The organism is Marinobacter sp. Arc7-DN-1, assembly GCF_003441595.1.
In the GTDB taxonomy this organism is placed as follows: Bacteria; Pseudomonadota; Gammaproteobacteria; order Pseudomonadales; family Oleiphilaceae; genus Marinobacter; species Marinobacter metalliresistant.
The window spans coordinates 3699891-3726052 of record NZ_CP031848.1; the positions used below are offsets into that span (position 1 = coordinate 3699891).

A 26162-nucleotide genomic window follows, 5' to 3' on the forward strand; every position below is an offset into this window, starting at 1 on the left:
TCCGGGCGCTACGCTAGCGGTTTTCTCGGGAACCGGGTTTATGTCCTACCGGATTGGCGTTTTCCTTATTTTTGGCCTGACCCTTCTGGTGTCCTGGACACTCGGAGGCTGGGCTGGCTATCGGCAGGTGGAACAGGAAAGCCTTGAGGAATCGTTTCGTTACCGTCAGCTTGTCGCCAACGAACTGAACCGGTATCTCCCCATCCCTGAGCTCATGGCCGAGCATCCCCTGCTCGAGAAAGCCCTGAGAACTCCGGACGACCCGGGGGTCATTCTGCAAGCCAACGAAGAGATGCAGCGGATGGCCACGATCGTGGGCAGCTCTGATGTCTATCTGATGGATGTGAACGGCCTGACCATTGCTGCCAACAACTATCAGCAGGAAGACAGCTTCGTGGGTAGCAACTACGCTTTTCGCCCATACTTTTCAGAGGCTTTGGCAACCCGGGATTCGGCCATCTATTTTGCTTTGGGGCTGATGTCCAATGTGCGTGGCCTGTATTTTTCGCACCCCGTTCTGGATAGCCAGGGCTCGGTGCTGGGCGTTATTGCCGTCAAGGTCCTTGTTCACGAGCTGGAGTCCCAGTGGCACCGCCCTGCGTCGCTGAGTGAGGCGGAAATGGTGGTGCTGGACCGGGACGGCATCAGCTTCCTGGCCAGTAAGCCACGATGGCTTTACCGGGACTTCGAACCCTATACCGGCACAACGCCGGCGGCTGAATCCTACCAACGCTATCCGGACCGGGACCTGACGCCCATCAACATGAAGCGGCTCGGGCGTCCCTGGGGTGTGTCTGACCGGTCTGAAAAAATCCATCTGGTTGGGAGTGATGCTGGCGGGGATTATCTGAGTGTCCGTACCGATCTGCCCAGGCTGGACTGGACACTGCAGGTAATGGTGAGCACCCGCTCCGTTATCTGGACCCGGCTGGCATTTCTTGTTGGCGGTGCGGCCTTGTTTTTCGGAGGCTTGCTGACCTGGCTCTATCTCCGGGAGCGTTATCGCCGGGAGGCTGAACTGGCCTTGAGGGGAGAGCAGCTGGAGAGGAGGGTGGCCGAACGAACCGCCGATCTGGAGAGCTCTAACTGCAAGCTACTGGAAGAAATCCGCGAGCGTGAGCGTACCCAGAACGAACTCCGGGAAACCCAGCAGGAACTGATCCAGGCCGCCAAGCTGGCCGTTCTGGGGCAGATGTCGGCGGGCCTGAACCATGAAATGAACCAGCCACTGACTGCGATACAGACTTACGCCAGAAACAGCCGCCGTTTCCTTGAGAAAGGCGCGGAAGACATGGTCGACGCCAACCTGTCGGAGATTATCGCGCTGTGTGACAAGATGGCGGAGCTGACGCGGCAGTTCAAGGTGTTTGCCCGCAAATCCGAAGGGCCGCCGGCGGTGGTAGACTTGCGACAGTCTGTTGATGCGTCCCTCAAGATCATCCTGGCTCAGAAATCCAGTGCCGATATCGACATCCGGTGGAACCGGCCGGACCACCCGGTGATGTGCCACGGTGACCTGATTCGCATTGAGCAAGTGATGGTGAACCTGATGGCCAATGCGGTGCAGGCGGTGGAGGAATCGCGGCATCCGCAGGTGGGGATTGATATTGAGGAAGCCGAAGATTGCTGGAAATGCCTGGTTCGGGATAACGGTCCCGGCCTTAAGGGCAATACCGAGCAGATCTTTGAACCGTTTTTCACCACCAAATCGGTGAAACAGGGGCTGGGCCTGGGGTTGTCAATTTCACGCCAGATTGTCGACGCCCTCGGTGGCACCCTTACAGGACGGAACCGTATGGACGGCCCGGGTGCCGAATTTGTGTTAACCCTTAGGAAGCGGGAGGCGACGGAATGACAGAACCCTCGGTAATCTTTGTGGACGATGACCCCCATATCCGTCAGGCCATTGCCCAGACTCTGACACTGGAAGACCTGCCGGTCAGCTGTTATGAAGGTGCGCCGTCCGCGCTCGGGCAGATCGATGCCGACTATGACGGCGTTGTCTTGTGTGATTACAACATGCCGGAGATGAACGGCCTGGAGATGCTGGCGCGGATCCGGACTGTGGATGAGACTATCCCGGTGATCATCCTGACCGGCCAGGGGGACATCAGTACCGCCGTAACGGCCATGCAGCAGGGTGCCTATGATTTTATCGAAAAACCCTTTGATCACGACGAGCTGATTGAGCTCCTGCGGCACGCTCTGGAAAAACGCCATCTGGCCCTTGAGAACCGGCGACTGAAGGCGCAGTTACGCCATCTGGCGAGGCCGGGACCCCGGATTCTGGGGGATTCGCCGTCAATGCGGAAAGTGATGGCAACCATCGACCCAATCCTGGATATCTCCGCCAATATCCTGCTGCACGGCGAAACCGGCTCCGGCAAGGATGCGCTGGCCCGGTATATTCACGAGAACAGTGCCCGCAGCGCCCACAACTTTGTCGCCATCAATTGTGGCGCGGTTCCGGAAAACCTGATCGAGAGCGAGCTGTTCGGCCACGAGGCCGGTGCCTTTACCGGCGCCGACAAACGCCGCATCGGTAAAATCGAGCATGCCCACAAGGGCACCCTGTTCCTGGATGAGGTGGAGAGCATGCCCATGCCGCTGCAGGTGAAACTGTTGCGTGTACTGGAAGAACAGCGGGTGGAGCGCCTGGGCAGCAATCAGGTACAGGAGGTGGATGTGCGTATCATCGCGGCCACCAAGGCGGACCTGAAGACGCTCAGTGAGGAAGGTGACTTCCGGTCCGATCTTTATTATCGCCTGAATGTTGTGAAGGTGGATATTCCGCCCTTGCGGGAGCGCAAGGACGATATTCCGACATTGTTTCACCACTTCGTACTGATCGCCGCCGCCCGGTATGACCGGGAGAGTATTCCTCTGGATGCCGGCCAGGCGGCTCGCCTGATGCAGCACACATGGCCCGGCAACGTCCGGGAACTGAGGAATCTGGCGGAACGCTATGTATTGCTGGGGGCGGCCGCACTGGATGAGAACGAGCCCGCGGCTACCGCCAATGTGTCAGGCCGGCAGACCCTCGCCGAGATGATGGACGGGTTCGAGCGTTCGGCTATTATCAGTGCCCTGAATGCCTGCCACGGCAGTATCAAGGACACCATGGTGCAGCTCGGTATCGCCCGGAAAACCCTGTACGACAAAATGCGTAAACACGGCCTGGATAAGGCGCAGTTCAAGGACTGAGCTACAAAATTTTACCGTTGTCGTTACAGGGTAGAAACAAAATACGCAGTATCATCAATGACATTGCCGGTCTTTTTTTCGTAGTGTTGCCAACCTTTGTTCTGGGCCGGATGTTCCGGCGGATCGTTTGCCTGTAAGAGAAAACTACCTGTCATGAAAAACCTGACTATCCAGACCCGGGTGCTGTTACTGGCTCTTGTGCCGGTTATCCTGCTCACCGCGTTTCTTACCAGCTACAACCTGAACCAGGCCAGCGATATTGGCGAAGAAGCCGTTGCCGGTTTCTCCACGGACATGGAAGCAAGCAAGCGCCAGGAGCTGAAGAATTACCTGGAGTTGGCCAGGACGTCCATCGCGCATTTGTACAATCAGCCAGGTTCGGCCGATGATCCGGAAGTACGCGAGCAGGCCTGGGACATCCTGCGCCAGCTCCGTTTCGACGATTCCGGAAGCGCCGGCTATTTCTTTGCCTACGACACCCGCGGCGTTAACGTGATGCATGGTGTCAATCAGTCTCTGGAGGGCAGGAACCTATGGGATTTCCAGGATCCCAATGGCACCTACCTGATTCGTGAGCTGGTAAAGGTTGCCCGTAGCGGTGGCGGTTACGTTCCCTACGGCTGGAAAAACAGTGACACCGGTGAGGTGGCGCCCAAGCTGGGCTACGCGGAAATGCTTCCGAAGTGGGGAATCATGATCGGGACCGGGTTCTGGATCGACGGTCTGGAGAGTCAGGTGGCCGCGATGGACGCCCAGGTGGGGGATTCCCTTGCCGACGCCGTGATCGGTTCGGTTACCACGTCCCTGATTGCCCTGGCGGTCATAGTGCTTCTGGCCCTGATTGTGGTGCGCAGCATTATCCGGCCGCTGAAATCCGCCGTATCGGCGATGAACGATATTGCCAGCGGTGATGGTGACCTGACCCGTCGACTCGATGTCTCCGGCAAGGACGAGCTCGGCCAGCTGGCAACGGCATTCAACAGCTTCGCTGACCAGGTGCATGGGCTGGTTGAGCGCGTGCTGTCATCAACCCGGACACTGAACGAAGCCACGGCTGATCTTACCCAGGTCATGAGCGAAGCCGAGCGGGGCGTTGATCGCCAGAAATCCGAGAGTGACCAGGTGGCAACGGCCATGAACGAAATGACCGCCGCCGCCCAGGAGGTGGCGAATAATGCCAGTGAGGCGTCCGAGGCTGCTGATCGTGCCAACGGGCAGGTCTGTGATGCCCAGGGCCTGGTGCATCAGGCCATTGGCGTTATTGGCGGGCTTTCGGAACAGGTGGAAGAAGGTGTTCAGGTGATTGAACAACTGGGTGCCGATTCCCGCCGGATTGACAGCGTGCTGGAGGTCATCCGCGAAATCGCCGACCAGACCAACCTGTTGGCACTGAATGCCGCCATCGAGGCGGCCCGGGCCGGTGATGCCGGTCGTGGCTTTGCGGTTGTAGCGGATGAAGTGCGCACCCTGGCCCGTCGTACTCAGCAGAGCACCCAGGAAATTCAGGACATGATCGAACGTCTCCAGTCCGGCGCGGGCAATGCCGTGAAACTGATCGGTTCAATCAGCGAACGTAGTGAAGCAACCGTTGAGGAAACCCGTCAGGTCAACGAAGCCCTGCAGCGCATCGGCCAGGCGGTGGCCACCATCACGGATATGAATACCCAGATTGCCAGTGCAGCCGAAGAGCAGACCAGTGTTTCTGAAGCCATCAATCAGAATGTCCACGAGATTGTTGCGATCACCGAGCAGACCTCTCAGGGCACCCGGCGAGCGGGCGATGCTACCCAGCGCCTGAGGAACCTGGCTTCCGACATGTCGGATCAGGTGAGCCGTTATCGGGTATGAGCCCTGTCGGCTGAACAGGGGGTCAGAACCACAGTTCTGACCCCTTTTTTATGAGTCGCTATCGGGTGGGACGCCGGCCGGCTGAACACGGGGTCAGAACTTTGGTTCTGACCCCTTTTTTCATAAACCCGGATCAGAGGTTGGATTCGGCAAATTCCGCCAGTACCGAACGGGGAACGCCCTGCAGGTGAATGTGGCCGCCGTGGCGGAAATCCTTGAAGCGTTCCGTCATGTAGGTGAGGCCAGAGCTCAGGGCGCTGAGGTAGGGTGTGTCGATCTGTGCCAGGTTGCCAAGGCAGATTACCTTTGAGCCGTTGCCGGCGCGGGTAATGATGGTCTTGATCTGGTGCGGCGTCAGGTTCTGGGATTCGTCGATGATGATCAGACTGTGCTGGAAGCTCCGGCCGCGGATGTAGTTCATCGACTTGAAGTGCAGGGGCACCTTACTGAGGATGTAATCTACGCTGGCGGTCATGTTCTCGTCGTCTTCGTGCAGCGCTTCCAGATTGTCGACGATGGCGCCCAGCCAGGGCTCCATTTTCTCGGCCTCGGTGCCGGGCAGGAAGCCGATATCCTCGTCCAGCCCCTGGGTGGAGCGGGTGGCAATAATCCGTTTGTACAGTTTGCTGGCCACGGTCATCTCGATGCAGGCGGCCAGGGCCAGGATGGTTTTACCGGAACCGGCGGAGCCGGTGAGATTCACCAGATGGATATCGGGGTCCAGGAGCAGGTTCAGGGCCATGGCCTGGTAGATATCCCGAGGCACCAGACCCCAGACCTCCTCGTTCAGAAGATCATGCTGATGCAGGTCCTTAATGATGACCTGGGTGTCCGTGAGGTCTACCACCTTGCCGACAAAGCCCAGTTCATCCACCACAAACTCGTTGATCTTCAGCTTGGCCAGTTCCCCTTCCCGCTTCAGGATATGTTCCGTCGTGCCTTCCCGCTGGACGGTTTCCACCTTTTCGATGGTGTCCCAGAACGAGTTGGGAAACTCCCGGTACCCTTTGGGCAGCAGGTCAATGTCGTCCAGAAGCTGGTCGTTGTGGTAGTCCTGGGCTTCGACCCCGAAACCCCGCGCCTTGAGGCGCATATTGATGTCCTTGGACACCAGGATGATGTCCCGGGATTTGTGCCGGTCCTGCAGTGCCGCCAGGGTATTGATGATCTTGTTGTCGTTGAGGTGCTCCGGGAGGGAGTGGTTGCCCGTGTGCTCTGTGCTCATCAGGATCGACAGGCTGCCCAAGGGCTCGGCCTTTTTGCCCCGCACGATGGGAACGCCTTTCTCGATCTCCTTCGGGCTGGCATCGCCCAGCAGTTTGTCGATGTTACGGATGGCCTGGCGGCAGTCGGCGGCCACGGCCTGTTTGCCGGATTTGAGGCTGTCGAGTTCTTCAAGGACCGTCATCGGGAGGATGACATCGTGTTCTTCAAAGTTCAGGAGGGCGTTCGGGTCGTGAATCAGGACGTTGGTGTCGAGGACGTACATCTTCCGGCGAGCTTGCGGTGCTCTGGGCATAGGTGGCGCTACCTCTCTGGTGGCTCAGTCGTTACGGGCGCAGCGTTGCGTGAGTTCCTCATCCGAGATCACTTTCAGCATATCGTAAGTGGTTATGATGCCGGTAATTTTCGCATCCCTGGTGACAAAGATCCGGTGCAGGTGTTCACGCATCATGATATTCGCAATGTCGCGCACCGGCGTCGTCTCGTCAACCGATAAAACGATAGGGGTCATGATATCCCGGACTTCCACCGGCACCTTGCCCATTTCTTCAAAGAGAACCATGCGCAGGCGCCGCGCTTCCTGATGCTCCTCGGGCGTCAGGTGCCGGTCAGCGTCGGAGCGCGTGGCATTCCAGCGGAACTCGGTGATGTCCTTCAGGGTGGCAATGCCCACGATCTCGCCATCGCCGTCCGTCACGGGGCTGCCGGTTATTTCGTTGTCGGTGAGAAAGCGGGCAAGCCGGTCCATGGTCCAGGATTGCGGAACGGCTTTGATGCTGGGTGTCATTATCTCAAAAGCGAGAACGGTCATTGAACGGGGCCTGCCTTGTGAAGTCCTTTCCCAAAGCTTAGCGTGTGATGCCTGTTGCGTCATCCCTTCAGGGCTCTGACCGGCTCACTCCGGCAAGCTTGCCGTTTTCGTCGTAGACCAGCCGATAGCTCTGGTACCTATCCAGGTTGGCGACCCGCTCCAGTTCCTCCATGGACCGCAGGGGGATATCCACCAGCAGAGCATTCACCAGCCAGCCGGGCAGCGAACCGTTGGGGTCGGTATGCTGAACCCAGACCATCCGGGTCTTGTCGCCCTCCGGAGTAAACCGGTACAGGGTGTCAGAGCGGTCAACCCTGACCCGGCTGCTGCTCTCCGCGCGCTGGTTCGGGGTGGCGTTCAGATCCATGACAATTTCACCGGAGGTCTCATCACCCCGGGTCCGGATGTGCAGCACATAGTCCCGGTCGGTGACGGGCCAGGGCATATCATTTACTGAATAGGCATACCGGTCGTGGAAGTCGCCCTTGCCAAAGCCATAGGATTCGGTGCAGTTGTGAACCCACTCAACGCAGGAGCCGGGGTTGATCATCACCGCCATCAGGTTTTCGATAGGGGCATCAAGTACGCCAACGGCCTTGAAGGCCTTGAAGCTGGAGTCTGGCTGATCAATGGTATAGATACGGATGTGGTCTGCTTCCTTGCGTAGCGTCCATGCCTCGTCATCCTCGGCCGGCAGTTCTGCCCGGGCAGTGGCGGCCGCCAGGGCCGATACCAGTAATGCACAGACAAGCCCGCTGATGACAGAGGCCCAGCCCGTAATGCGATGGGCTCTGGTCTTTCTCATAAGGTACACTTCCTTGACGATGGTGGGCCGAGTCTAGCATGAGGTTCCGACCGGCACGGCGACGGAAACAGTGGATTGTGAACCAGGTAACTACCTGTCGGTCACGTCCTACACATTGGCCTGATCTGGCGCGACTATGACAATAAAAAAACTGATCAATGGTAAGGGGCAGGTTGTTCCCGGTGTTCTGGATGAGCCGGTAGACGAGATCAACTACCTGGATTACGACCTGCGCACGGTGATGGACCGTCCCCGATCCCGCCTGGCCCGGCGCTGGCGGTTTAACCAGTTCCAGTTTGTCAGCGCGATGGGTCCCGGGTGGGTGTTTGGCCTGGCGGTGGTGGATCTGAGGCTGCTTGGAAACGGCTTTTTCTATCTCTACGACTTCGAGACCGGCCAGATGATGGAGCAGACGTTTCTGCAGCCCCTGGCCCGTGAAACCCGCATCGAGCCCTTTCCTGAGCATGGTATGGCCTCTTTTGGCAAGGGCGACGTTGCCATGCGTATTCTCCCGTTTGCGGGAGGTCGCAATGTTTCGGTGTCTGCCCCCGGGGGAATCCGCATCGAACTGACCCTGAAGGAGGACCAGGACCCTCTCCGTCTGGTTTGCCCGGCGGGCTACAACGGCTGGGTGTTTACCCGCAAATCCGCAGGTTTACCGGTGGAGGGGGAAGTGCGCTGGGATCACAGGATCTGGCGTTGTGATAGGGATACCCGGGGGTCGATTGACTGGAGCTGCGGTTTTATGCGCCGGGAAACCGCCTGGAACTGGGCTTGCCTGGCCGGCCGTTTACAGGATGGCCGGTCCGTTGGTCTGAATCTGGCCGCTGGCGTGAATGAAACCGGTATGACAGAAAATGCGCTCTGGCTGGATGGCAAGTGCCACAAACTGGGCGCCGCGCAATTCCGTTTCGACCGTTACCAGCCGGGCAGTGACTGGCGCGTGGCCACGGAGGATGGCAGTGTAGATCTGCACTTCGCTCCGGCCGGTGTGCGTAAGGAGAAGCTGAATGCCCTGGTGCTGGCATCCAACTTTCGCCAGTACGTTGGCACGTTTAATGGAACGGTGACCGATGAGGCGGGCACCCGAATTCCCGTGAGGGGCTTACGGGGACTGATGGAGGATCATTTTGCCCGGTGGTAGGAAAAACCTGCCCTGTGCAGGGCAGGTGTTCGGGGTTATCGTTCGGGAAGTGTGACGTTCAGCTCCAGGACTGAACAGCTTTCATTGCGGTCGACTTCCACCTGTACCATGTCGTCACTGATCTGAACGTACTTGCGGATGACCGCGAGCAGTTCCTGTTGCAGTTGGGGCAGGTAATCCGGCTGGTCACGCTGGCCGCGTTCATGGGCGACGATGATCTGGAGCCGTTCTTTGGCCACACTGGCCGTGTTATTGCTTTTTTTGCCTTTGAAGTAATCCAGGAAACTCATCCCTTAGCCTCCCTTGAACATCCGTGAGAAGAAACCCTTTTTCTGGGCGGTCATGAAACGGTGCTCCCGGTCCTCACCCAGCAGGCGTGCTACCGCATCTTCATAGGCCTGGCCCGCGTCGCTGTCCTCTTCCAGAATAACCGGCACGCCCTGGTTGGACGCGTTCAGTACAATCTGGCTCTCCGGGATAACACCCAGTAGCGGGATGGCGAGAATTTCCTCGACATCGGCCACCGACAGCATCTCGCCCCTTTCTACCCGGGAGGGGTTGTAGCGGGTGAGCAGCAGGTGTTCTTTCACCGGGTCCTGACTCATTTCGGCCCGTCGGGATTTGCTCTGCAGAATGCCCAGAATGCGATCCGAATCCCGGACCGAAGACACTTCCGGGTTGGTGACCACCACGGCCTCGTCGGCATAGTACAGGGCCATCATGGCGCCGTGCTCGATGCCGGCCGGAGAATCACAGACGATGTAGTCAAACGTCTCGGACAGCTCGTTAATGATTTTTTCGACGCCTTCCTTGGTCAGGGCTTCTTTTTCCCGGGTCTGGGACGCCGGGAGGATATATAGCGTGTTGACCCGTTTATCCCGGATCAGTGCCTGATTGAGGGACGCCTCGCCCTGAATGACGTTGACAAAATCGTACACGACGCGGCGCTCGCAGTTCATGATCAGGTCAAGGTTGCGCAGGCCCACGTCGAAATCAATAACGACGGTTTTGTGGCCTCGTCTGGCAAGGCCGGTGCTGATTGAGGCGCTGGTGGTGGTTTTGCCAACGCCGCCCTTTCCTGAGGTAACGACAATGATTCTAGCCAAGGTTCTGTTCCTGTTTCGCGGTGGATTCGTCGTGTCTGCCGAATTATCCGGTCAAGTTATTGTATTCAGCTCCAATATCAGGCCTTGTCCAGTGGCGTCACCACCAGCAGGTCGTCCCTGAGCTGGATCTGCACAGCGCTTTTCCAGCCATTGTCCTGGAGATCTTCAGAGATTTTATAGTGTCCCGCAATGGACACAAGCTCTGCCTCCAGGGATTGACAGAATATCCGCGCGGACTCCGCCCCGTGGATGCCTGCCAGTGCCCGGCCCCTCAAGGGGCCGTAGACATGAATATTGCCTGCCGCAAGCACTTCGGCCCCGGCCTGGACCGGCGCCAGAATCACCAGGTCGCCTTCCGGGGCGTGGATTTGCTGGCCGGAGCGAACGGGCTGGCTGATGATGCGGGCAGGGGGCGGATCACCAGCGCCGGCCGAAGGCGCCTGAGCAGCCGCTGTCTCCGCTTCCGGAGCGGCGGGCTGATCGGTTTCGTGGCTCCGGTCCCGCTGGCCGCTGCCGGGCAGGAGTGCCAGGGCCGCTCCACGGGCCAGGCGGCGCTGGTCTTCATTACCGCCCCGGACGCCGATAACGTGGATGTGGTTGCGCCGGCAGGTGCCAATAATCTTGAAGAAGTCGAGTTCACTGTCCAGCCCCTGGTACTTTTCCAGGCTGATGATCAGCGGAATATCCTTGAAGAACCCGGGTGCCTGGCTGATCTTGTCCCGCAGGACCTCTTCGAACTCGCCGTCGTCAAAGTAGTAGAGCTCCAGGGCTGTCATGGACACGCTGGCGCTTTTTAGCTGAAAACCCTGTTTTACCCCGGAGGTGGCGGTATCGCTCATGAAGGAGTCTCTTCCCTGGTCATGTTATCGGTTGGGTTCGGGCGCTGCCGAAGTGGCACGCCTTCGAATCGGATGCCGGACCATCCGGTGCTGATAAACTGGCGGATGTTGCCGTGGCCCTCGCCGGCCGGGTCGTCCAGAACCTGTTGATAGTGCTGGGCAAACAGTTTGAGTGTGTCAACTTCACTCAGGTTGCAGTACTGGCCAAGGGCAAAGATCCGGCAGGAGCCGGCGTTTTCGCCTTCCGCGTTGACCAGAGGGCCGTTCCGGAACCCACAGGGCTGATACTCAAAGTGCTGTTCAATCAGGGCCAGGGAATCTTCGAAGTTGGCATGGCCAGCGTCCAGGGATGCCAGATGGATCCTCACGGCATCTTTTATGGTCATTATTTGTGTTCCTGCTTGGGGCCTTTTTGGTAGAGGGCTTTCCAGTCCTCGTAGGGCATGCCATAGATTTCTTCCCGGGCTTGCGGATCGGAAATCTCGAACCCCCGCTCATCCGCCTCCGCCCGATACCACTTGGACAGGCAGTTTCGACAGAAACCCGCCAGGTTCATCATGTCGATATTCTGCACACCGGTGTTCTCACGCAGGTGGCTGACCAGTCGGCGAAAGGCGGCTGCTTCAATTTCGGTGCGTTCTGCTTCAGGAATCGGGTTGCTCATGGTGGCCTCGCAATGGTTGGTGCGTCGGTTGATAGGGTTCCTGACATTCTCTGCATGTTAGCTTAAGATACAAGGCTGTATAAATGTACAGAAAGTCGACGCGAGCCCTGATTATGCCACAACGCAAGATCATCCATGTGGATTGTGACTGCTTCTATGCGGCGGTGGAGATGCGGGACGATCCCAGCCTCCGGGATGTGCCGCTGGCAGTAGGTGGCGATGGGGGCCGGGGCGTGGTGACCACCTGCAACTACAGGGCACGTGCCTTCGGGGTTCGCTCGGCGATGCCGGGTAGCGAGGCGCGGCGGCTTTGCCCCGGGCTGGTGACGGTGCCGCCGGATATGGGCCGGTACCGGGCGGTATCACAGCAGGTGATGGCTATCCTGCGGGAGCTGACGGACCTGGTGGAGCCTCTTTCGCTGGATGAAGCGTTCCTCGATGTCTCCGATGTATCCGATTACAAGGGCAGCGCCACACTGATGGCCCGCCATCTTCGGGAGCGGGTTTTCCGGGACGTCGGTATCACCATTTCCGCCGGCGTCGCCCCCAACAAGTTTCTTGCCAAGATTGCCAGTGACTGGGAAAAGCCCGACGGACTGTTTGTTATCCGCCCGGACGATGTCGAGGGCTTCGTGCAGGGGCTGCCGGTTGAGAAGCTGTTCGGGGTGGGGCAGGTAACTGCCTCGAAACTGCACGCGCTCGGTATTCAGACCTGCGGTGATATGCAGGCACTCGGGGCGGATGTGTTAATCGAGCGGTTCGGTAAACAGGGTTACCGTCTCCATGAAATGGCCCATGGCCGGGATGAGCGGGCAGTGGTGGTGTCGCGGATTGCCAAGTCGGTCAGCGTGGAGCGAACCTTTTCCCAGGATTTGCCGGATATGGCGGCCTGCGAGACTGTTATGGCCTCTCTGGTAGCCGACCTCAATCTGCGGCTATCCCGCAAGGCGCGTCGGAAACCGATCCACAAACTCTTCATCAAGATCCGCTACAGTGATTTCTCAACCCACACTCTGGAGCGGGTCCGGGAGCAGGTCCGGGAGCCCGCCCTGGAAGATTACCTGCCGCTGCTTGCGGAGCTGGTCACCAATCGGGAAAGGCCGGTGCGGCTGCTGGGGCTGGGCGTGCGTTTTCGCAATGATGACGCCCCTGTTACGCAGTTGCGCCTGTTCGACTAGCGCTCAGGCAGATCCTGTGAAAAGCCTGGCGAAGTCCGGGTACAGCCAGATCATCGCAGCATAACCCATCAGGCCGCCAATGAGCGCGCCTGCGGCGACGTCGCTGGGGTAGTGTAGCCCGAGAACCACCCGAGAGGCGGCAACGCTGACGGTAAATGGAAGAACCAGAAGCGCGAGCGCCGGTTCGGCCACGGTCAGCATAACCTGAAAGCAGGCGGCGTGGAGGGTGTGGCCGGAGGGGAAGCTGTAGCGGTCCAGTGGTGGTGTGCCGCAGTTGATGGCCGGAAAGGAGATAAAGGGGCGTTCCCGAATAAGCCAGCGCTTCAACAGCTTGTAGCTGATAGTGCAGCTGAGCCCGGTCAGCGCCATGAGCAGGGCCAGGCCGAGTCCGGATTCCGGATGGATAAAGGGGAAGGACAGAATCAGGGTGTACCAGAACCAGCCGTCCCCGAGCCGGCTGACCAGGCGGAAGTAGCCCAGGGCTGCCGGGAAATGAACGACACGGTTGATGGACTGGCAGAAAGCGACTTCCCGCTGGTCTGCCAGTTCAAAGAAGCGAGACGCTTTGCTTGTTAATGGCATGATATCCGGCCTTTGCGGTTTGGTTGAAAACCAGTTGTTCAAACTGTTCGATCTGCGAATTCCAGCTCTGGTCCAGGGCATCCAGTCGGGCCTGGGCCCGGACCCGGTTCAGCAGTGTCGGTTGGTCGGCCAGGCGGAGCGCGCTGTCAACATAGGCTTCGTCCTGATCCAGGGGCACCTTCATGCCGTTTTCTTCGTGCCGGATATGCTCGGCCGCCGCGGCATCATCGAAAGCAACCACGCCAAGGCCACTGGCCATGGCTTCGAGAACAACGTTGCCGAAGGTGTCGGTCTTGCTCGGGAACAGGAACAGGTCTCCGGAGGCAAAATGCCGGGCGAGGTCATCACCGCGTCGGGCGCCGCAAAAAACGTAATCCGGATGGCGCTCGGCCAGTTGCCGCCGCAGGGGGCCGTCCCCCACCAATACAAATTTTACCTGGGGGTGAAGCCCCCGGATGCGCTCGAAACAGGCAACCGCCATACGAAGGTTTTTCTCCGGTGCCAGCCGGCCCACATAAAGGATGGCCCGGTCGTTGGCCTGCACCCCCCAGGACTCTCGCAGGGCATTGTCCCGCCTGTGAGGGGTGAAACGATGACAGTCAACTCCCCGGCTCCACAGCCCCGTTGCCGGAATGCCCATGGCACCGGTTTTCTGCTGCATTCTCCGGGTTGGCACCAGGGTGATGGCGGTGCGGTTGTGGAACCACCGACCATAAAGGCAAAGCAACCGCTCAAGCACGCCGACACCGTAGTAACGGCTGTAACTATGGAAGTTGGTATGGAAGCCGGAGCTTACCGGAACGCCCAGCTGCCGTGCCGCAGATGTGGCGGCCACACCCAGCGGGCCCTGGGTTGCCACATAAACGGCGTCGGGGCGGTCAGCCGTCCAGAGCCTTTTCAGCCGGCTGCCGCGCACGAGTCCGAAGCGCAGGTCCGCATAACCGGGCAGGGGAAATCCGGTAACCACATGTTCGCGGGTAAACAGCGCCTCGCCAGCGCCGGCGGAATGGCCGTTGCGCTCATGCTGCTGTCGCGGCCGTATAACGGTTACCCGGTGTCCACGCTGCATCAGCCCCTGGCATAAATGTCTGAGCGTATTTGCCACACCATTGATTTCCGGCGGAAAGGTCTCCGAAACAATGGTAATGTGTTGTTGGCGCCGGCTGGCCTTCATGGTCTCGGTCACGGTGTTTCCTGTGCTTCCTCGGGCATGCCTCTACTATGAAAACCTGGCATGACAGTGATGCGACACTCCCGTGACATTCCCTTTACCTGTTAAACGCACCGATCCGGAGACGATATGCAAACACGAAAGCTTGGAAAAACAGATATCGACGTTACCCTGATCTGTCTGGGCACCATGACCTGGGGCGAGCAGAACACCGAGCAGGAGGCATTCGAACAGCTGGATTACGCCGTGACCGAAGGCATTAATTTCATTGATGCGGCGGAGATGTATCCGGTGCCCCCCAGGGCCGGGACCCAGGGGCTTACCGAGACCTATCTGGGAAACTGGCTGGCCAGAAGAGGCAGGCGCGATGATCTGGTGATTGCGTCCAAGGTGGCAGGGCCCGGCAATGGCCTGACCTACCTCCGTAATGGTCCGCGCCTGACCCGTAACCACATCATTGAAGCCTGCGACGCCAGCCTGAAGCGTCTGCAAACGGATTACATTGATCTGTACCAGGTGCACTGGCCGGACCGCAGCACCAACTTCTTTGGCAGGCTCGGTTATGAGCACAACCCTGATGAGCAATTCACACCAATCGAAGAGACTCTTGAGGCGCTGGATGAGCTGGTGAAGGCGGGCAAGATCCGGCATGTCGGCCTTTCCAATGAGACGCCCTGGGGCACCATGGAATACCTGCGCCTGGCCCGAGAGCGAGGGTGGCCCAGGGTGGCCAGCATCCAGAATCCCTACAACCTTCTGAACCGTTCGTTTGAGGTTGGTATGGCCGAAATTGCCCACCGGGAACAGGCAGGTTTGCTGGCCTATTCGCCGCTGGCGTTTGGCATGTTGTCCGGCAAGTATCTGGGGGGCAAGTGGCCGGAAAAAGCGCGGATGACCCTGTATGAGCGATTCAGCCGGTACACCAGTGACCGTGGTATGGAAGCCACCCGGGCCTATGTCGAGCTTGCGCGGCAGCACGGGCTGTCGCCGGTTCAGATGGCGCTCGCATACGTTAGCAGCCGCAGTTTCGTCACCAGTAACATCATTGGTGCGACGTCCATGGAGCAGCTGCGTGAGAACATTGGTTCCACCCGGATCACCCTGAGCTCCGAGCTGCAGGAGGCGATTGAGGCGATTCACCAGGAATTCACCTACCCCTGCCCCTGAGGTTCTTCTGTCAGACGGGCTGCAGCCCTGTTCACCCGCCAGGCCGGGCGGGGTTGCAGTTACAGTCTGAAATGTTGGGGATTATTTTTTGACGAAAATGCGCTGATCCGGTGACAAAAAGACGGCGTGTTTGTGTGCAAATTCACATCTTTCTGGCGCTGAATCATTAGACTTTAGCCATAGGTATCCGTAGACTCCCGTTTCGGAAAAGGTCTCAGTCAGTGTCATGATTATTCGCATCTTTGTCGCATTACTCGCTCTCAATCTCGTCGCTTTCGTGGTTCGCGCCGAAGCTTCCGGGCGTGTGTTTGAAGGAGTCGAAAACGCGCCGACGACCGAAGAAATTTACGAGCTGCAGGAGCGGATGTCCGGCAATTTTGATAACGACAGCTCCGAGGCTTTCGCCGAAATCGGTTCACGGCTGCTGAGCCTCACACTGACCCGTTCCAGGAATACCGGTAAGCAGTATGCCTCCGATCCGGCCCAGGCGGATCATGGCATTACTCTGTTGAACGAGGGCGCCCGCCTGAACCTGAAGTGGAACTTCTGATAATTCCCCTTTCTTCCTGCTGAGCCTGTTTCGGTTGGCTCGTCCGGTCTGGTCCCATCTCTGCCGTTGTTGCATGCAAATCCCCGAATCATGACTTGGCGCATTGTGTATGCCTGGAGCTCGTGTGATTATCCCCGTTGACATCCTGACTAGCCCCTAAGGAGCTTGGTAATGGCAGTGGATAAAGTGCGGGTTTCGAACGATGTGAATGCCAGTGTTGATGAAGTGATTCGCCGGGTTGGCAAGAATATTACGCTGGGATTGCCTCTGGGGCTTGGAAAGCCGGTCCGGTTTGTTAATGCGCTCTACCAGCGGGCCAAGGATGACCCGGAAATCCGGTTGCATATTGTCACGGCGCTGTCGCTGCTGGCGCCCAAAGGCGGTTCATCACTGGAGCAGCGCTTCATGGGCCCGTTTGTCGAGCGCCTGTATGGAGGTATACCGGAACTGGCCTATGCCCGGGACGTATCGTCAAATCGCCTGCCACAGAACGTCCAGGTCTCGGAGTTCTTCTTCAAGGCCGGAAGTTACCTCAATAACCGCTCCCAGCAGCGCCATTACGTTTGCACCAACTACACGCATGCCGTCCGAGACCTGATGGCGGTGGGGGTCAATGTAGTTGCACAGATGGTGGCTCCGGGCGAGGCTCACGGCCAACCCGGGCAGGTCAGTCTGAGTTCTAATCCGGACCTGACACTGGACCTGATTCCTCTGCTTCGGGAGCGGGAAGCCGCGGGCACACCGGTTGCCGTGGTGGCTGAGATGAACCAGAACCTGCCCTGGTTCGGGCACCATGCCGCCATTGAGGCAGACAAATTTGATGTTGTGCTTGACCAGCCGTCCAGCGACTATCCGCTTTTCTCCGCACCGCCGATGTCTGTCAGTCCGGAAGATCATTTGATTGGCTTTTATGCCAGCGCTCTGCTGAAGGACGGAGGCACCCTCCAGGTTGGCATTGGGTCACTGGGTGCCGCCCTGGTCCACAGCGCCATACTCCGGCACGGTCACAACGATGCCTGGCGGAAAGTGTTTGATCACCTCCGGGTTGATCAGCGCTTCCCGGTGGTCAGCGAGGAGGGCGGAACCGGGCCTTTCGAGCAGGGGCTTTATGGCTGTAGTGAGATGATGGTCGATGGCTTTTTGTACCTGATGCAGGAAGGCATCCTCACCCGTGAAGTTTATGATCACGCCGGCCTCCAGTCGCTGATCAACCGTGGCGACATTACCGGCGAGGTGTCCCTGGCCACGCTGGATGTGCTGCGCCGGGAGAAGCTGATCGACAGTCCGCTGCGGGCCCGGGATGTGCACTGGCTGGTCCGGCACGGGATTTTCAGGGAGACCGTGGAATTCAAGGGTGGGCGGCTGCGTGCTGGCGATCAGTCCGTTGAGGGCGATCTGGACAACCCGGAAGCCCGGGAAGCCATTGAAACGCTGATCCTCGGCGACCGCCTCACGGGGGGCATTGCCATGCACGGTGGCTTCTACGTCGGCCCCGAGAGGTTCTACCAGTGTCTCAGAGAGCTGACCGACGAGCAGCGTGAGAAGGTCTGCATGACCAGCGTGAACTTCATCAACCACCTCTACGATCACCGGTTTGGCGACCAGAAACTGAAAGCGGCGCAACGGGTCCATGGCCGCTTCATTAATTCGGCGATGATGTACACCCTCAACGGCGCCGGGGTTTCGGACGGTCTGGACGACGGCCGGGTTGTCAGTGGCGTGGGTGGCCAGTACAACTTCGTTGCCATGGCCCACGAATTGCCCGGTGCCCGATCCATCCTGACGTTGCGCAGTACGCGCTCATCCCATGGCAAGGTGCTCTCCAATATCGTGTTCAACTATGGTCACTGCACCATCCCCCGCCATCTGCGGGATATTGTGATCACCGAATACGGTATTGCCGACCTGAGGGGGCAGTCGGACGAGCAGGTGTTCCTGCGGCTGATCCGTATTGCCGATTCACGATTCCAGCAGGAGCTTCTGAATAAAGCCCAGAAGGCTGGCAAGGTGGACGCTGCCTTCAAATTGCCTTCGGACTGGTGCAACAACACCCCGGAAAGCATCCGTCGCGCGGTGTTGGTGACCGGCGACAGTGGCCTTTTCCCTCCGTTCCCGTTTGGCAGGGATTTTACCGATGAAGAACTGGCGTTGGGGAAAGCCCTTAAGGGGTTGAAGGCCGCAACCGCCACTCGCCGTGGTAAACTGGCGACTCTGTTGCAGGCCCTCCGGGCCCGGGACGACGAAGGCCGTTATCGGGCCCTGCTTGAGCGCATGGGTCTGTCGGCCCCTTCGGGGTTGCGGGACAAGCTCGACCAGCGCCTGGTTATTCATGGCCTGCAGCAGCTCGAGTCACCACCGGATACAGGAAACCCGAAAACCTGATGACAGCTTCACAAGCAAGACCCGACGTTTTTACCGTTCACTATGTACTGAAGAACAAGATCGGCGAGCTGGTTGATACTTCTGAGGGCAGCGAGCCTTTGCATTTTGTCTACGGCAGCCCCGGGATTATTGAGGGTATCCAGCAGGCCGTGAAGGACCGCAACGTGGGCGACTGCCTTGAGGTGACAGTGCCGCCGGCGATGGCCTATGGCGAACATAAGCCGGAGCTGGTGCGCAAGGTGCCACGCTCACTGTTTGAAGGCATTGAAAACCTGCAGGTTGGCATGAAGTTTCAGACCAACACCGGGGACGAAGCGCAAATCGTGCAGGTAGTTGGTATCGATGGCAATCTGGTCAGGGTTGATGCCAACCACCCGCTGGCGGGCTTTACCCTGTACTTTGATCTGGAGATTGTCGGCCGCCGTGAAGCGACGGAAGACGAGGTAGCTCAGGGCCACCCGCTGTTCTGACGGGGCGGTCTTTGTCTTGGTCCAGCTCGCCAGCTCCGGTCTCAATCGCTGGACTTACGGGCGAATAAAACACCCCATGACCCGGGTCTCTTTTGTTTCCATTTCCCGACAAGCCTATGAAGCCGGTGTGACACATCGGTGACCAGCAGGTGATGTGTCTGTGACATCGCAGGGCAAACTGACTGCGCCGGAGCTGTGTCACGGGCTGTAACGAAACAGCGGTTCCATGTATATTTCTGAATAGCATGTATAATTGCTGTTACAGCAGGTTGCCTGTATTGTCAGGTACACAGAATGACCTGAAACCGGAATAACAAAACCAGAGACGGATGGCGTGGAACAGACAAACGAAAGTTGGCGAATTCTGATTGTCGAGGACGACGAGCGGTTGGCTGAGTTAACCCGTGAGTATCTTGAAAGCAACGGGTTGACCGTCTCCCTGGAAACTCACGGTGGCCCCGCGGTGGAGCGGATCCGCAACGAGCAGCCCGACCTGGTGGTGCTGGATCTGATGTTGCCGGGGGAAGATGGCCTGTCCATCTGTCGCCGGGTGCGTCCATTCTATTCCGGCCCTATCATCATGCTGACAGCCCGCACGGATGATCTGGATCAGGTTCTTGGTCTGGAGATGGGCGCGGACGATTACATTGGCAAGCCGGTCAAACCCAGGGTTTTGCTCGCCCGTATCCGCGCCATGCTGAGACGGGTAACCGAGGCGGGGCAGGGTTCAGCTGATGAATCGAGCGGCGAAGAGCCGGTGCGCCTTCAGTTCAATGACCTGGTTGTCGATCGCTCCATGCGTGAAGCCTGGTTGAACGACGAGAGTATCGATCTGACCAGCGCCGAATTTGACCTGCTCTGGCTGCTGGCCAGTAATGCGGGCCGGGTCCTGAGTCGGGAAGAAATCTTTACGGCGCTGCGCGGTATCGAGTACGACGGCCAGGATCGCTCCATTGATGTTCGGGTGTCGCGGATTCGCCCCAAAATCGGTGATGATCCTATCCATCCACGGCGCATCAAGACCGTTCGCAGTAAAGGCTACCTGTTCGTAAAGGAAGCCTGACGATTCAGTCGCTGGAACCGGCGTGCAAACGGCCTGCACACCGGTGTTCCATGCCAGGGTTGGTATCATGCCCCTGAAGTTCTTCCTCAAGCTCTATGCCCGCCTTGCCGGCCTCACTGCGCTGGTTGTTCTTTTGTGTGCTCTTCTGTTTGCCGGTATCAATTCGGTCCGCTCCCAGTTCTGGCATGAGCGCTTTCCTGAACCTGTGATACGGTGGCTGGCAGCCGCGCCTGCGCCGGCGCAGCAATATCATTGGCTGAGATCGACGGTTGATTTCCGTGTGGGTGCCGCCTCCGAATTTGTCCTTTCCCAGGTGGCCCTCGAGAGGCTGGGTTACGGCCAGGTGGTCGGAATTGAGAGTGGTGCCGGGTACCGGGTACTCATCGCGGGTCTGTCCGGACAGGTTTTGCAACTGCGCCTGACCAACCCTTACCACGATGTGGCTGAAACCACCGGGCTGATCTTCCGCTGGCATCTTGGCTCAGCGCCGCCCGAGAATCGTCCCGATGTTGCTGCCCAAATGGCACGGGCCCTCAATGTCGAGGTTCGTCCTTTGGATGACTCAGCCCTGCTGCCGGGTTCGGATGTTCTGGGCCAGGTTGCCGACCGTGGCCTGGCCGTCTACACAGAGGGCTCTGATGGCTCTGGCAGAGTCATTATTCAACTCTCGGACGGTGAGCTGTTCCGGATTGATATGCCGGCTCCCTTCAGCGCCTGGTCCTGGCCCGTTGTTCTCCTGCTGGTTATGGTGCTGGGTGGCGTGCTTGCGGTGGCCCTGTTCCTGGCGCTCCGGGAAGTGGATAACAATCTCAGAACCGTCGAGTCGGTGGCTGTTCGCATAGCCCGCGGCGAAATGGGGGCAAGGGTTCAGGCGGGCGAAGGGACCCTGGTTTCCCGGTTGGCAGCTTCCTTTAACGGCATGGCCGAACATATCCAGCGGCTGGTGCAGGTGCAGCGGGAAATGATTCACGCGGTGTCCCACGAATTGCGCACCCCGGTGGCCCGGATCCGGTTTGGTGTACAGATGATCGAGGATTGTCAGGATCAGGCCTCGCTCCAGAAACAGCTGGACGGTATTGACGGCGATATACAGGAACTGGACGAACTGATCGACGAGATTCTCACCTACGCCAGGCTGGAGCAGGGCGGCCCGGTTTTCTCCCTTCAGGAAACCTCGGTAACCGACATCGTCCGCCAGGTGGTTGCGGAGCAGCAACTGGTGCGATCGGAGCTGAGTATTCAAGACAATATTGATGAGATGTCCGAACGCTGGGCACTGTCGGATGTCGAGCCTCGTTACCTGCACCGGGCTATTCAGAATCTGGTTGGTAACGCTGGTCGCTATGCGGCTGGCAAGGTCGTCGTAAACTGTCATTTTGACGAGGATAACTGCCGGATTGACGTGGAGGATGATGGCCCCGGAATTCCGGAGGAGGACTGGGAAAAAGTGTTTACGGCCTTTGCCCGGCTGGACGACAGCCGCACCCGTACTTCCGGCGGCTACGGTCTCGGTTTGTCCATCGTCCGGCGGATTCTGTATTGGCATGGCGGCCAGGCTTTCGTCAGCAGAAGCGACACCCTCGGCGGCGCGAAGTTCAGCCTGGTCTGGCCCAGAAAGAAAGCACTGGATTCGATTGTGTGAACCAGCCCTCACTGACTCACCTGATGTAACAAAGCTGCTACACAAGCGCTACTGAAGTTTCCTGCTTCGGCGTCAATAATTGAAAACGTAAGGGATGACTTTTGAGGTTGTAGTTCTTACGAACTTCCTTGTTTCATTCGTCATTTGAGGGCTGGTTTTCCGGCCCTTTTTTTTGTCTGCCGCCAAATTCCGGATTGTTCACTCTTTCCCGGGGCCTCTGCTGTTAGAATCGGAAAAAACAACAGGAGGCCGTCCATGACCCGTTATCTGCTCGCCATTGATCAGGGCACCACCAGCTCCCGCTCGATCGTTTTCGACCAGACGGGCAACAGCGTTGCTACTGCTCAACAGGAGTTCCACCAGTATTTCCCAAAGGACGGCTGGGTTGAGCATGATGCCCTGGAAATCTGGGACAGTACTCTGGCAGTGTGCCGCGGTGCCCTGGGGAAGGCCGGCATTGAGGCCGGCGACCTGGCAGGCATTGGCATCACCAATCAGCGTGAGACCACGGTGATCTGGGAGCGGGCCACCGGCACGCCCATACACCATGCCATTGTCTGGCAGGATCGTCGCACTGCCTCCTGGTGTACCAAGCTCAAGTCTGACGGCCACGAAGACAGCGTCACCGAGAGGACGGGGCTGCTTATCGATCCCTATTTCTCGGCCACGAAGATCGCCTGGATACTGGACAATGTGGAGGGTGCCCGTGAGCGGGCAGAATCCGGTGAGCTGGCATTCGGCACGGTGGACAGCTGGTTGCTCTGGAATCTGACTGGCGGCAAGTCACATTGCACCGATGCCACCAATGCCTCGCGCACAGCGCTTTTCAATATTCACGAGCAGGGCTGGGACGACGAACTTCTGGCCCTGTTCCGTGTGCCCCGCGCCCTGTTACCGGACGTGCTGGACAGTGCCGCGGATTATGGCACTTCGGAATCACATTGGCTGGGAAGCCCGGTCATGATTGCAGGCATTGCCGGCGATCAACACGCCGCTCTGGTGGGGCAGGCCTGTTTCAAGCCGGGCATGGCCAAGAGTACCTACGGCACCGGATGCTTTCTGATGCTCAATACCGGGGACCAGGCCGTTCGTTCCGAGAACCGTTTGCTAACGACCATGGCCTATCGCCTCAACGGGAAGCCCTGCTACGCCGTGGAGGGCAGCATTTTCGTCGCCGGTGCGGCCATGCAATGGCTGAGGGACGGGCTGAAGCTGATTGCCCACGCCAATGAGTCCTCGGCCCACGCGGAGGCGGTGGGTGTCGATAATCCGGTGTATCTTGTCCCGGCGTTTACTGGTCTGGGTGCGCCGCACTGGGATCCTCATGCCCGCGGGGCGATCATGGGGCTGACCCGGGACACGGGGATTGGCGAGATAGTCACGGCGGGCCTGCAATCGGTGTGTTACCAGACCAAAGACCTGGTGCGCGCTATCCAGAATGATGGTGCCCGGCTTGAGTCCCTGCGGGTGGATGGCGGCATGGTGGTGAATGACTGGGTGATGCAGTTCCTGGCGGATATCCTGAATGTCACCGTTGACCGGCCAAGGGTTACGGAAACAACGGCGCTCGGGGCCGCCTACCTCGCCGGCCTGCAGACAGGTGTGTTCGAGAGTCTCGAGCAGATATCCGGGCTTTGGGCCTGTGAGCGCCAGTTCCACCCCGGCATGCGGCCAGCCCTGCGTGAATCCCTCTATGCCGGCTGGATTGATGCCGTGGAACGGGTCTGTAACAACTGAGCGTGGTTCAGCCGGTGCGCTCAAAAGCGATCAGGTGATCCGCCTCCACGCGCACCGGCACATGCTCGCCCAGATGAAAGTCCAGATGGCTTCGGAACAGGGCCTCGAACTCAGTGTCTTCGGAACAGCGGAAGCGGTAAAGCGTTGAGGTGCCTGCGAAGGTTTTCTCGATAACCTTCGGTCGAAGATCCGAGTCCGGATCGTGGACAATGTCATCCGGTCGGATCAGTACGTCTACAAGGGTTCCCGAGGACCACCTGTAGGCCCGGTTGCCGTGAATGATGCCCAGTTCCGATTCAATGGTATCTGGCCCCAGGGCCTTGCCGGGGATGAATCCGCCCTGGCCGACGAAGCTGGCCACAAAGCGGTTTGCCGGCTCATGATAGAGATTGTACGGCACGTCCCACTGCTGGATCATGCCGTCCCGCAGCACCGCCACCTGATCGCACATGGCGAAGGCTTCCTGTTGATCGTGGGTCACCAGGATGGCACTGATCCCCAGGGTTTTGAGAATTTCGCGAACATCCAGGCTCAGGCGCCGGCGCAAGTCCGCATCCAGATTGGAAAACGGCTCGTCCAGCAGGATCAGGGTCGGCTCGGGTGCCAGTGCCCGGGCCAGGGCAACCCGTTGCTGCTGGCCGCCGGAAAGTTCATGGGGGTAGCTATCGGCCAGGTCCTGGAGGTGAACGACATTGAGCAGCTCCATGACCTTCTGCCGCTTTTCCGCCTTGCCCAGATTGCGCAGGCCAAAGCCAACGTTATCGGCGATTGTCAGGTGCGGAAACAGGGCGTAGTCCTGAAACACCATGCCGATCCGACGTTTCTCGGGCGGCAGGGTGCGACCGGGCAGGCTTATGGCCTGAGACTGGAGGCAGATTTCACCACCGGTCAATGGCAGGAAGCCGGCCAGGGCCCGCAGGATGGTACTTTTACCGCAGCCGCTGGGGCCCAGAAGGCAGCCGATGTCGCCGTGGCTCAAGGCGAAGCTGACATCCTTGACCACGGAATCCCCGCCGTAGCCACAAGACAGGTTGTTGACCTCAAGCAGCCAGTCTGCAGGAGATTGCGCGGTCGTGCTCATGGGGTCAGTCCAGGTGGTTCAGAATGAGAAACTCAAGCAGGGCTTTCTGGGCGTGCAGGCGGTTTTCAGCCTCGTCCCACACGACCGAAGCGGGATGTTCCATCATGTCTGCGGAAATCTCTTCGCCCCGGTGTGCCGGCAGGCAGTGCATGAACAAGGCGTCTTTATTCGCCACGGCCAGGAGCTCCGGATTGATCTGGTAGCCACTGAACGCCTTCTCGCGGGCTTTCTGTTCGTCTTCCTGACCCATGGATGCCCAGACATCCGTTACCAACAGGTTGGCATTGCGCGCTGCTTCTGCCGGTTCGCGAAACAGGGTTACGCGATCGCTGTGTGCCCTGATCAGGGATTCGGCGGGCTCGTAGCCTTCGGGGCAGGCAACATTCAGGTGGAAATCAAACCGGGCCGCCGCGTTGATGTAGGAGTGGCACATGTTGTTGCCATCGCCGATCCAGGCCACGGTGGCGCCGCGAATGCTGCCACGGTGTTCCCGATAGGTCTGCATATCGGCCAGCAGCTGGCAGGGGTGGAACTCATCCGTCAGGGCATTGATAACCGGAACCCGGGAAGCAGCGGCAAAACGCTCGACCGTGCCATGGGCAAAGGTGCGTATCATCACCGCATCCACCATGCTCGAAATAACGATGGCAGAGTCTTCAATGGGTTCGCCCCGGCCTAGCTGGGTGTCCCGTGGCGACAGGAACATCGCGGAGCCACCGAGCTGGGCCATGCCGGCTTCAAAGGAAACCCGGGTCCGCGTTGATGACTTCTCGAAGATCATTGCAAGCACACGATTTTTAAGGGAGTCGCGAACCTTGCCCTGCCGCCATTCATTGCGCAGTGCAGTGGCATGATCAACCAGGTTTTCCAGTTCACTGGTTGTCATGTCATTCAGTGTCAGAAAATGTCTTGCCGCCATGAAATGGCCCTTATCTCAACGAATCCCGCGGCGGGCGGGATTGCCTGAACGTTGCCTGAAAAAACGGGGCATCAAGTCTAGCCCTTCAGGGCAGCTATGACAACGCTGCAACCGGGCGGGAACCCATGGCCTTGTCTGAGGTCATATCACGGTGTTTGGTGAGCGGTTGCGCACCCGTGTACAATAGCGGCAATCAAATTGCCGTGTGGCAAGACTGTTCCAACAGAGGTGAATGTTCATGGATATCAATGAAACCATCAAGAGCCAGCTCGACGAAAACCCGGTCATCCTATACATGAAGGGCAGCCCCCAGGCGCCCCAGTGTGGTTTTTCCGCTAAAACCGTGCAGGCTCTGATGGCCTGTGGCGAGCGTTTTGCCTTCGTGAATATCCTGGACAATCAGGAGCTCCGTGAGGCCCTCAAGGTATACTCCAACTGGCCGACCTATCCACAGCTCTACATCAATGGCGAGCTCGTTGGCGGTTGTGACATCATTCTCGAAATGTCCGAGAGCGGTGAATTGGCCAAGATGGTCAAAGAGGCTGCGAAGCAGGCAGAAGCCTGACAGCGGTCTT

The 26162-nt window shown here is 58.8% G+C and carries 25 protein-coding genes; 13 read left to right on the forward strand and 12 right to left on the reverse strand.

What is annotated here, in order from left to right; translation table 11 throughout:
- Positions 1–40: 40 nt before the first annotated feature.
- From D0851_RS17400 to D0851_RS17410, 3 genes are all read left to right on the forward strand, one after another.
- On the forward strand, positions 41–1855 hold the full coding sequence (locus D0851_RS17400) for a sensor histidine kinase (protein ID WP_117619757.1): 1815 nt from the start codon (positions 41–43) through the stop codon (positions 1853–1855).
- A complete protein-coding gene (locus D0851_RS17405) occupies positions 1852–3204 on the forward strand; it encodes a sigma-54-dependent transcriptional regulator (protein ID WP_117619758.1) in 1353 nt (450 codons plus the stop codon). Before D0851_RS17400 ends, D0851_RS17405 begins: the two co-directional genes overlap by 4 nt.
- A gap of 153 nt (positions 3205–3357) precedes the next feature.
- Positions 3358–5052: a methyl-accepting chemotaxis protein gene (locus tag D0851_RS17410; protein WP_117619759.1), complete on the forward strand. Its 1695-nt coding sequence runs from the start codon at positions 3358–3360 to the stop codon at positions 5050–5052.
- A 133-nt stretch (positions 5053–5185) separates the two neighbouring features.
- Here the strand turns inward: D0851_RS17410 and D0851_RS17415 are convergent, their stop codons facing one another.
- The 3 genes from D0851_RS17415 to D0851_RS17425 all read right to left on the reverse strand — a co-directional run bounded on the left by D0851_RS17415 (position 5186) and on the right by D0851_RS17425 (position 7892).
- On the reverse strand, positions 5186–6571 hold the full coding sequence (locus D0851_RS17415) for a PhoH family protein (protein WP_205422231.1): 1386 nt from the start codon (positions 6569–6571) through the stop codon (positions 5186–5188).
- 24 nt (positions 6572–6595) lie between these two features.
- Positions 6596–7087 (reverse strand): CBS domain-containing protein, encoded by a 492-nt coding sequence (locus D0851_RS17420; RefSeq protein ID WP_117619761.1) that lies wholly within the window; start codon positions 7085–7087, stop codon positions 6596–6598.
- Positions 7088–7154: 67 nt separating this feature from the next.
- Positions 7155–7892 (reverse strand): START domain-containing protein, encoded by a 738-nt coding sequence (locus tag D0851_RS17425; protein WP_117619762.1) that lies wholly within the window; start codon positions 7890–7892, stop codon positions 7155–7157.
- A 136-nt stretch (positions 7893–8028) separates the two neighbouring features.
- Here D0851_RS17425 and D0851_RS17430 point away from each other — a divergent pair, with 136 nt between their 5' ends.
- Positions 8029–9036: a DUF2804 domain-containing protein gene (locus tag D0851_RS17430; RefSeq protein ID WP_117619763.1), complete on the forward strand. Its 1008-nt coding sequence runs from the start codon at positions 8029–8031 to the stop codon at positions 9034–9036.
- A gap of 35 nt (positions 9037–9071) precedes the next feature.
- Here D0851_RS17430 and minE read toward each other — a convergent pair whose 3' ends face one another.
- The 5 genes from minE to D0851_RS17455 form a co-directional block, all read right to left on the reverse strand.
- A complete protein-coding gene (gene minE / locus D0851_RS17435; RefSeq protein WP_117619764.1) occupies positions 9072–9326 on the reverse strand; it encodes a cell division topological specificity factor MinE in 255 nt (84 codons plus the stop codon).
- 3 nt (positions 9327–9329) lie between these two features.
- Entirely contained in the window at positions 9330–10142 is an 813-nt protein-coding gene (gene minD, locus D0851_RS17440; RefSeq protein ID WP_117619765.1) for a septum site-determining protein MinD, read from the reverse strand.
- Between the two features lie 77 nt (positions 10143–10219).
- Entirely contained in the window at positions 10220–10981 is a 762-nt protein-coding gene (gene minC / locus D0851_RS17445; RefSeq protein ID WP_117619766.1) for a septum site-determining protein MinC, read from the reverse strand.
- Positions 10978–11367, reverse strand: a complete 390-nt coding sequence (locus tag D0851_RS17450; protein ID WP_117619767.1) for a HopJ type III effector protein — start codon at positions 11365–11367, stop codon at positions 10978–10980. Before D0851_RS17450 ends, minC begins: the two co-directional genes overlap by 4 nt.
- Positions 11367–11645: a DUF1244 domain-containing protein gene (locus D0851_RS17455; RefSeq protein WP_117619768.1), complete on the reverse strand. Its 279-nt coding sequence runs from the start codon at positions 11643–11645 to the stop codon at positions 11367–11369. The genes D0851_RS17450 and D0851_RS17455 overlap by 1 nt, the downstream gene beginning before the upstream one ends.
- 113 nt (positions 11646–11758) lie before the next feature.
- Between D0851_RS17455 and dinB the strand changes: the two genes are divergently transcribed.
- Positions 11759–12823 (forward strand): DNA polymerase IV, encoded by a 1065-nt coding sequence (gene dinB / locus D0851_RS17460; protein WP_117620447.1) that lies wholly within the window; start codon positions 11759–11761, stop codon positions 12821–12823.
- Between the two features lie 3 nt (positions 12824–12826).
- Here the strand turns inward: dinB and D0851_RS17465 are convergent, their stop codons facing one another.
- Both D0851_RS17465 and D0851_RS17470 read right to left on the reverse strand, forming a co-directional pair.
- Positions 12827–13405, reverse strand: a complete 579-nt coding sequence (locus D0851_RS17465) for a phosphatase PAP2 family protein (protein ID WP_117619769.1) — start codon at positions 13403–13405, stop codon at positions 12827–12829.
- The gene (locus D0851_RS17470; protein ID WP_117620448.1) at positions 13371–14579 is read right to left on the reverse strand and encodes a glycosyltransferase family 4 protein; all 1209 of its coding nucleotides are present in this window, start codon (positions 14577–14579) and stop codon (positions 13371–13373) included. The genes D0851_RS17465 and D0851_RS17470 overlap by 35 nt, the downstream gene beginning before the upstream one ends.
- A 126-nt stretch (positions 14580–14705) precedes the next feature.
- Here D0851_RS17470 and D0851_RS17475 point away from each other — a divergent pair, with 126 nt between their 5' ends.
- The 7 genes from D0851_RS17475 (at position 14706) to glpK (ending at position 23587) form a co-directional block, all read left to right on the forward strand.
- Positions 14706–15743 (forward strand): NADP(H)-dependent aldo-keto reductase, encoded by a 1038-nt coding sequence (locus D0851_RS17475; RefSeq protein ID WP_117619770.1) that lies wholly within the window; start codon positions 14706–14708, stop codon positions 15741–15743.
- Positions 15744–15969: 226 nt separating this feature from the next.
- Entirely contained in the window at positions 15970–16293 is a 324-nt protein-coding gene (locus D0851_RS17480) for a hypothetical protein (protein ID WP_117619771.1), read from the forward strand.
- 171 nt (positions 16294–16464) lie between these two features.
- Entirely contained in the window at positions 16465–18675 is a 2211-nt protein-coding gene (locus D0851_RS17485; RefSeq protein WP_117619772.1) for an acetyl-CoA hydrolase/transferase C-terminal domain-containing protein, read from the forward strand.
- Positions 18675–19145, forward strand: coding sequence for an FKBP-type peptidyl-prolyl cis-trans isomerase (locus D0851_RS17490; protein WP_117619773.1), 471 nt, complete (start codon positions 18675–18677; stop codon positions 19143–19145). Before D0851_RS17485 ends, D0851_RS17490 begins: the two co-directional genes overlap by 1 nt.
- 334 nt (positions 19146–19479) lie before the next feature.
- Positions 19480–20208 carry a response regulator gene (locus D0851_RS17495; RefSeq protein ID WP_117619774.1) on the forward strand — a complete coding sequence of 243 codons (729 nt, stop codon included), beginning with the start codon at positions 19480–19482 and terminating at the stop codon, positions 20206–20208.
- A 22-nt stretch (positions 20209–20230) separates the two neighbouring features.
- Entirely contained in the window at positions 20231–21850 is a 1620-nt protein-coding gene (locus tag D0851_RS17500) for an ATP-binding protein (RefSeq protein ID WP_227539342.1), read from the forward strand.
- 255 nt (positions 21851–22105) lie between these two features.
- Positions 22106–23587 carry a glycerol kinase GlpK gene (gene glpK / locus D0851_RS17505; protein ID WP_117619775.1) on the forward strand — a complete coding sequence of 494 codons (1482 nt, stop codon included), beginning with the start codon at positions 22106–22108 and terminating at the stop codon, positions 23585–23587.
- A 7-nt stretch (positions 23588–23594) separates the two neighbouring features.
- Here the strand turns inward: glpK and D0851_RS17510 are convergent, their stop codons facing one another.
- The gene (locus D0851_RS17510) at positions 23595–24668 is read right to left on the reverse strand and encodes an ABC transporter ATP-binding protein (protein WP_117619776.1); all 1074 of its coding nucleotides are present in this window, start codon (positions 24666–24668) and stop codon (positions 23595–23597) included.
- Between the two features lie 4 nt (positions 24669–24672).
- Positions 24673–25587, reverse strand: a complete 915-nt coding sequence (gene argF / locus D0851_RS17515) for an ornithine carbamoyltransferase (RefSeq protein WP_117619777.1) — start codon at positions 25585–25587, stop codon at positions 24673–24675.
- Positions 25588–25825: 238 nt separating this feature from the next.
- On the opposite strand from argF, the gene grxD reads away from it, so the two are divergent.
- On the forward strand, positions 25826–26152 hold the full coding sequence (gene grxD, locus D0851_RS17520; protein ID WP_117620450.1) for a Grx4 family monothiol glutaredoxin: 327 nt from the start codon (positions 25826–25828) through the stop codon (positions 26150–26152).
- Positions 26153–26162: the final 10 nt, after the last annotated feature.

What these genes read in the sequence shown, in the direction of transcription:
- D0851_RS17400 (WP_117619757.1), top strand. Translation starts at nt 41, where the DNA reads ATGTCCTACCGGATTGGCGTTTTCCTTATTTTTGGCCTGACCCTTCTG.
- D0851_RS17405 (WP_117619758.1), top strand. Translation starts at nt 1,852, where the DNA reads ATGACAGAACCCTCGGTAATCTTTGTGGACGATGACCCCCATATCCGT.
- D0851_RS17410 (WP_117619759.1), top strand. Translation starts at nt 3,358, where the DNA reads ATGAAAAACCTGACTATCCAGACCCGGGTGCTGTTACTGGCTCTTGTG.
- D0851_RS17415 (WP_205422231.1), bottom strand. Translation starts at nt 6,571, where the DNA reads ATGCCCAGAGCACCGCAAGCTCGCCGGAAGATGTACGTCCTCGACACC.
- D0851_RS17420 (WP_117619761.1), bottom strand. Translation starts at nt 7,087, where the DNA reads ATGACCGTTCTCGCTTTTGAGATAATGACACCCAGCATCAAAGCCGTT.
- D0851_RS17425 (WP_117619762.1), bottom strand. Translation starts at nt 7,892, where the DNA reads ATGAGAAAGACCAGAGCCCATCGCATTACGGGCTGGGCCTCTGTCATC.
- D0851_RS17430 (WP_117619763.1), top strand. Translation starts at nt 8,029, where the DNA reads ATGACAATAAAAAAACTGATCAATGGTAAGGGGCAGGTTGTTCCCGGT.
- minE (WP_117619764.1), bottom strand. Translation starts at nt 9,326, where the DNA reads ATGAGTTTCCTGGATTACTTCAAAGGCAAAAAAAGCAATAACACGGCC.
- minC (WP_117619766.1), bottom strand. Translation starts at nt 10,981, where the DNA reads ATGAGCGATACCGCCACCTCCGGGGTAAAACAGGGTTTTCAGCTAAAA.
- D0851_RS17450 (WP_117619767.1), bottom strand. Translation starts at nt 11,367, where the DNA reads ATGACCATAAAAGATGCCGTGAGGATCCATCTGGCATCCCTGGACGCT.
- D0851_RS17455 (WP_117619768.1), bottom strand. Translation starts at nt 11,645, where the DNA reads ATGAGCAACCCGATTCCTGAAGCAGAACGCACCGAAATTGAAGCAGCC.
- dinB (WP_117620447.1), top strand. Translation starts at nt 11,759, where the DNA reads ATGCCACAACGCAAGATCATCCATGTGGATTGTGACTGCTTCTATGCG.
- D0851_RS17465 (WP_117619769.1), bottom strand. Translation starts at nt 13,405, where the DNA reads ATGCCATTAACAAGCAAAGCGTCTCGCTTCTTTGAACTGGCAGACCAG.
- D0851_RS17470 (WP_117620448.1), bottom strand. Translation starts at nt 14,579, where the DNA reads ATGAAGGCCAGCCGGCGCCAACAACACATTACCATTGTTTCGGAGACC.
- D0851_RS17475 (WP_117619770.1), top strand. Translation starts at nt 14,706, where the DNA reads ATGCAAACACGAAAGCTTGGAAAAACAGATATCGACGTTACCCTGATC.
- D0851_RS17480 (WP_117619771.1), top strand. Translation starts at nt 15,970, where the DNA reads ATGATTATTCGCATCTTTGTCGCATTACTCGCTCTCAATCTCGTCGCT.
- D0851_RS17485 (WP_117619772.1), top strand. Translation starts at nt 16,465, where the DNA reads ATGGCAGTGGATAAAGTGCGGGTTTCGAACGATGTGAATGCCAGTGTT.
- D0851_RS17490 (WP_117619773.1), top strand. Translation starts at nt 18,675, where the DNA reads ATGACAGCTTCACAAGCAAGACCCGACGTTTTTACCGTTCACTATGTA.
- glpK (WP_117619775.1), top strand. Translation starts at nt 22,106, where the DNA reads ATGACCCGTTATCTGCTCGCCATTGATCAGGGCACCACCAGCTCCCGC.
- D0851_RS17510 (WP_117619776.1), bottom strand. Translation starts at nt 24,668, where the DNA reads ATGAGCACGACCGCGCAATCTCCTGCAGACTGGCTGCTTGAGGTCAAC.
- argF (WP_117619777.1), bottom strand. Translation starts at nt 25,587, where the DNA reads ATGGCGGCAAGACATTTTCTGACACTGAATGACATGACAACCAGTGAA.
- grxD (WP_117620450.1), top strand. Translation starts at nt 25,826, where the DNA reads ATGGATATCAATGAAACCATCAAGAGCCAGCTCGACGAAAACCCGGTC.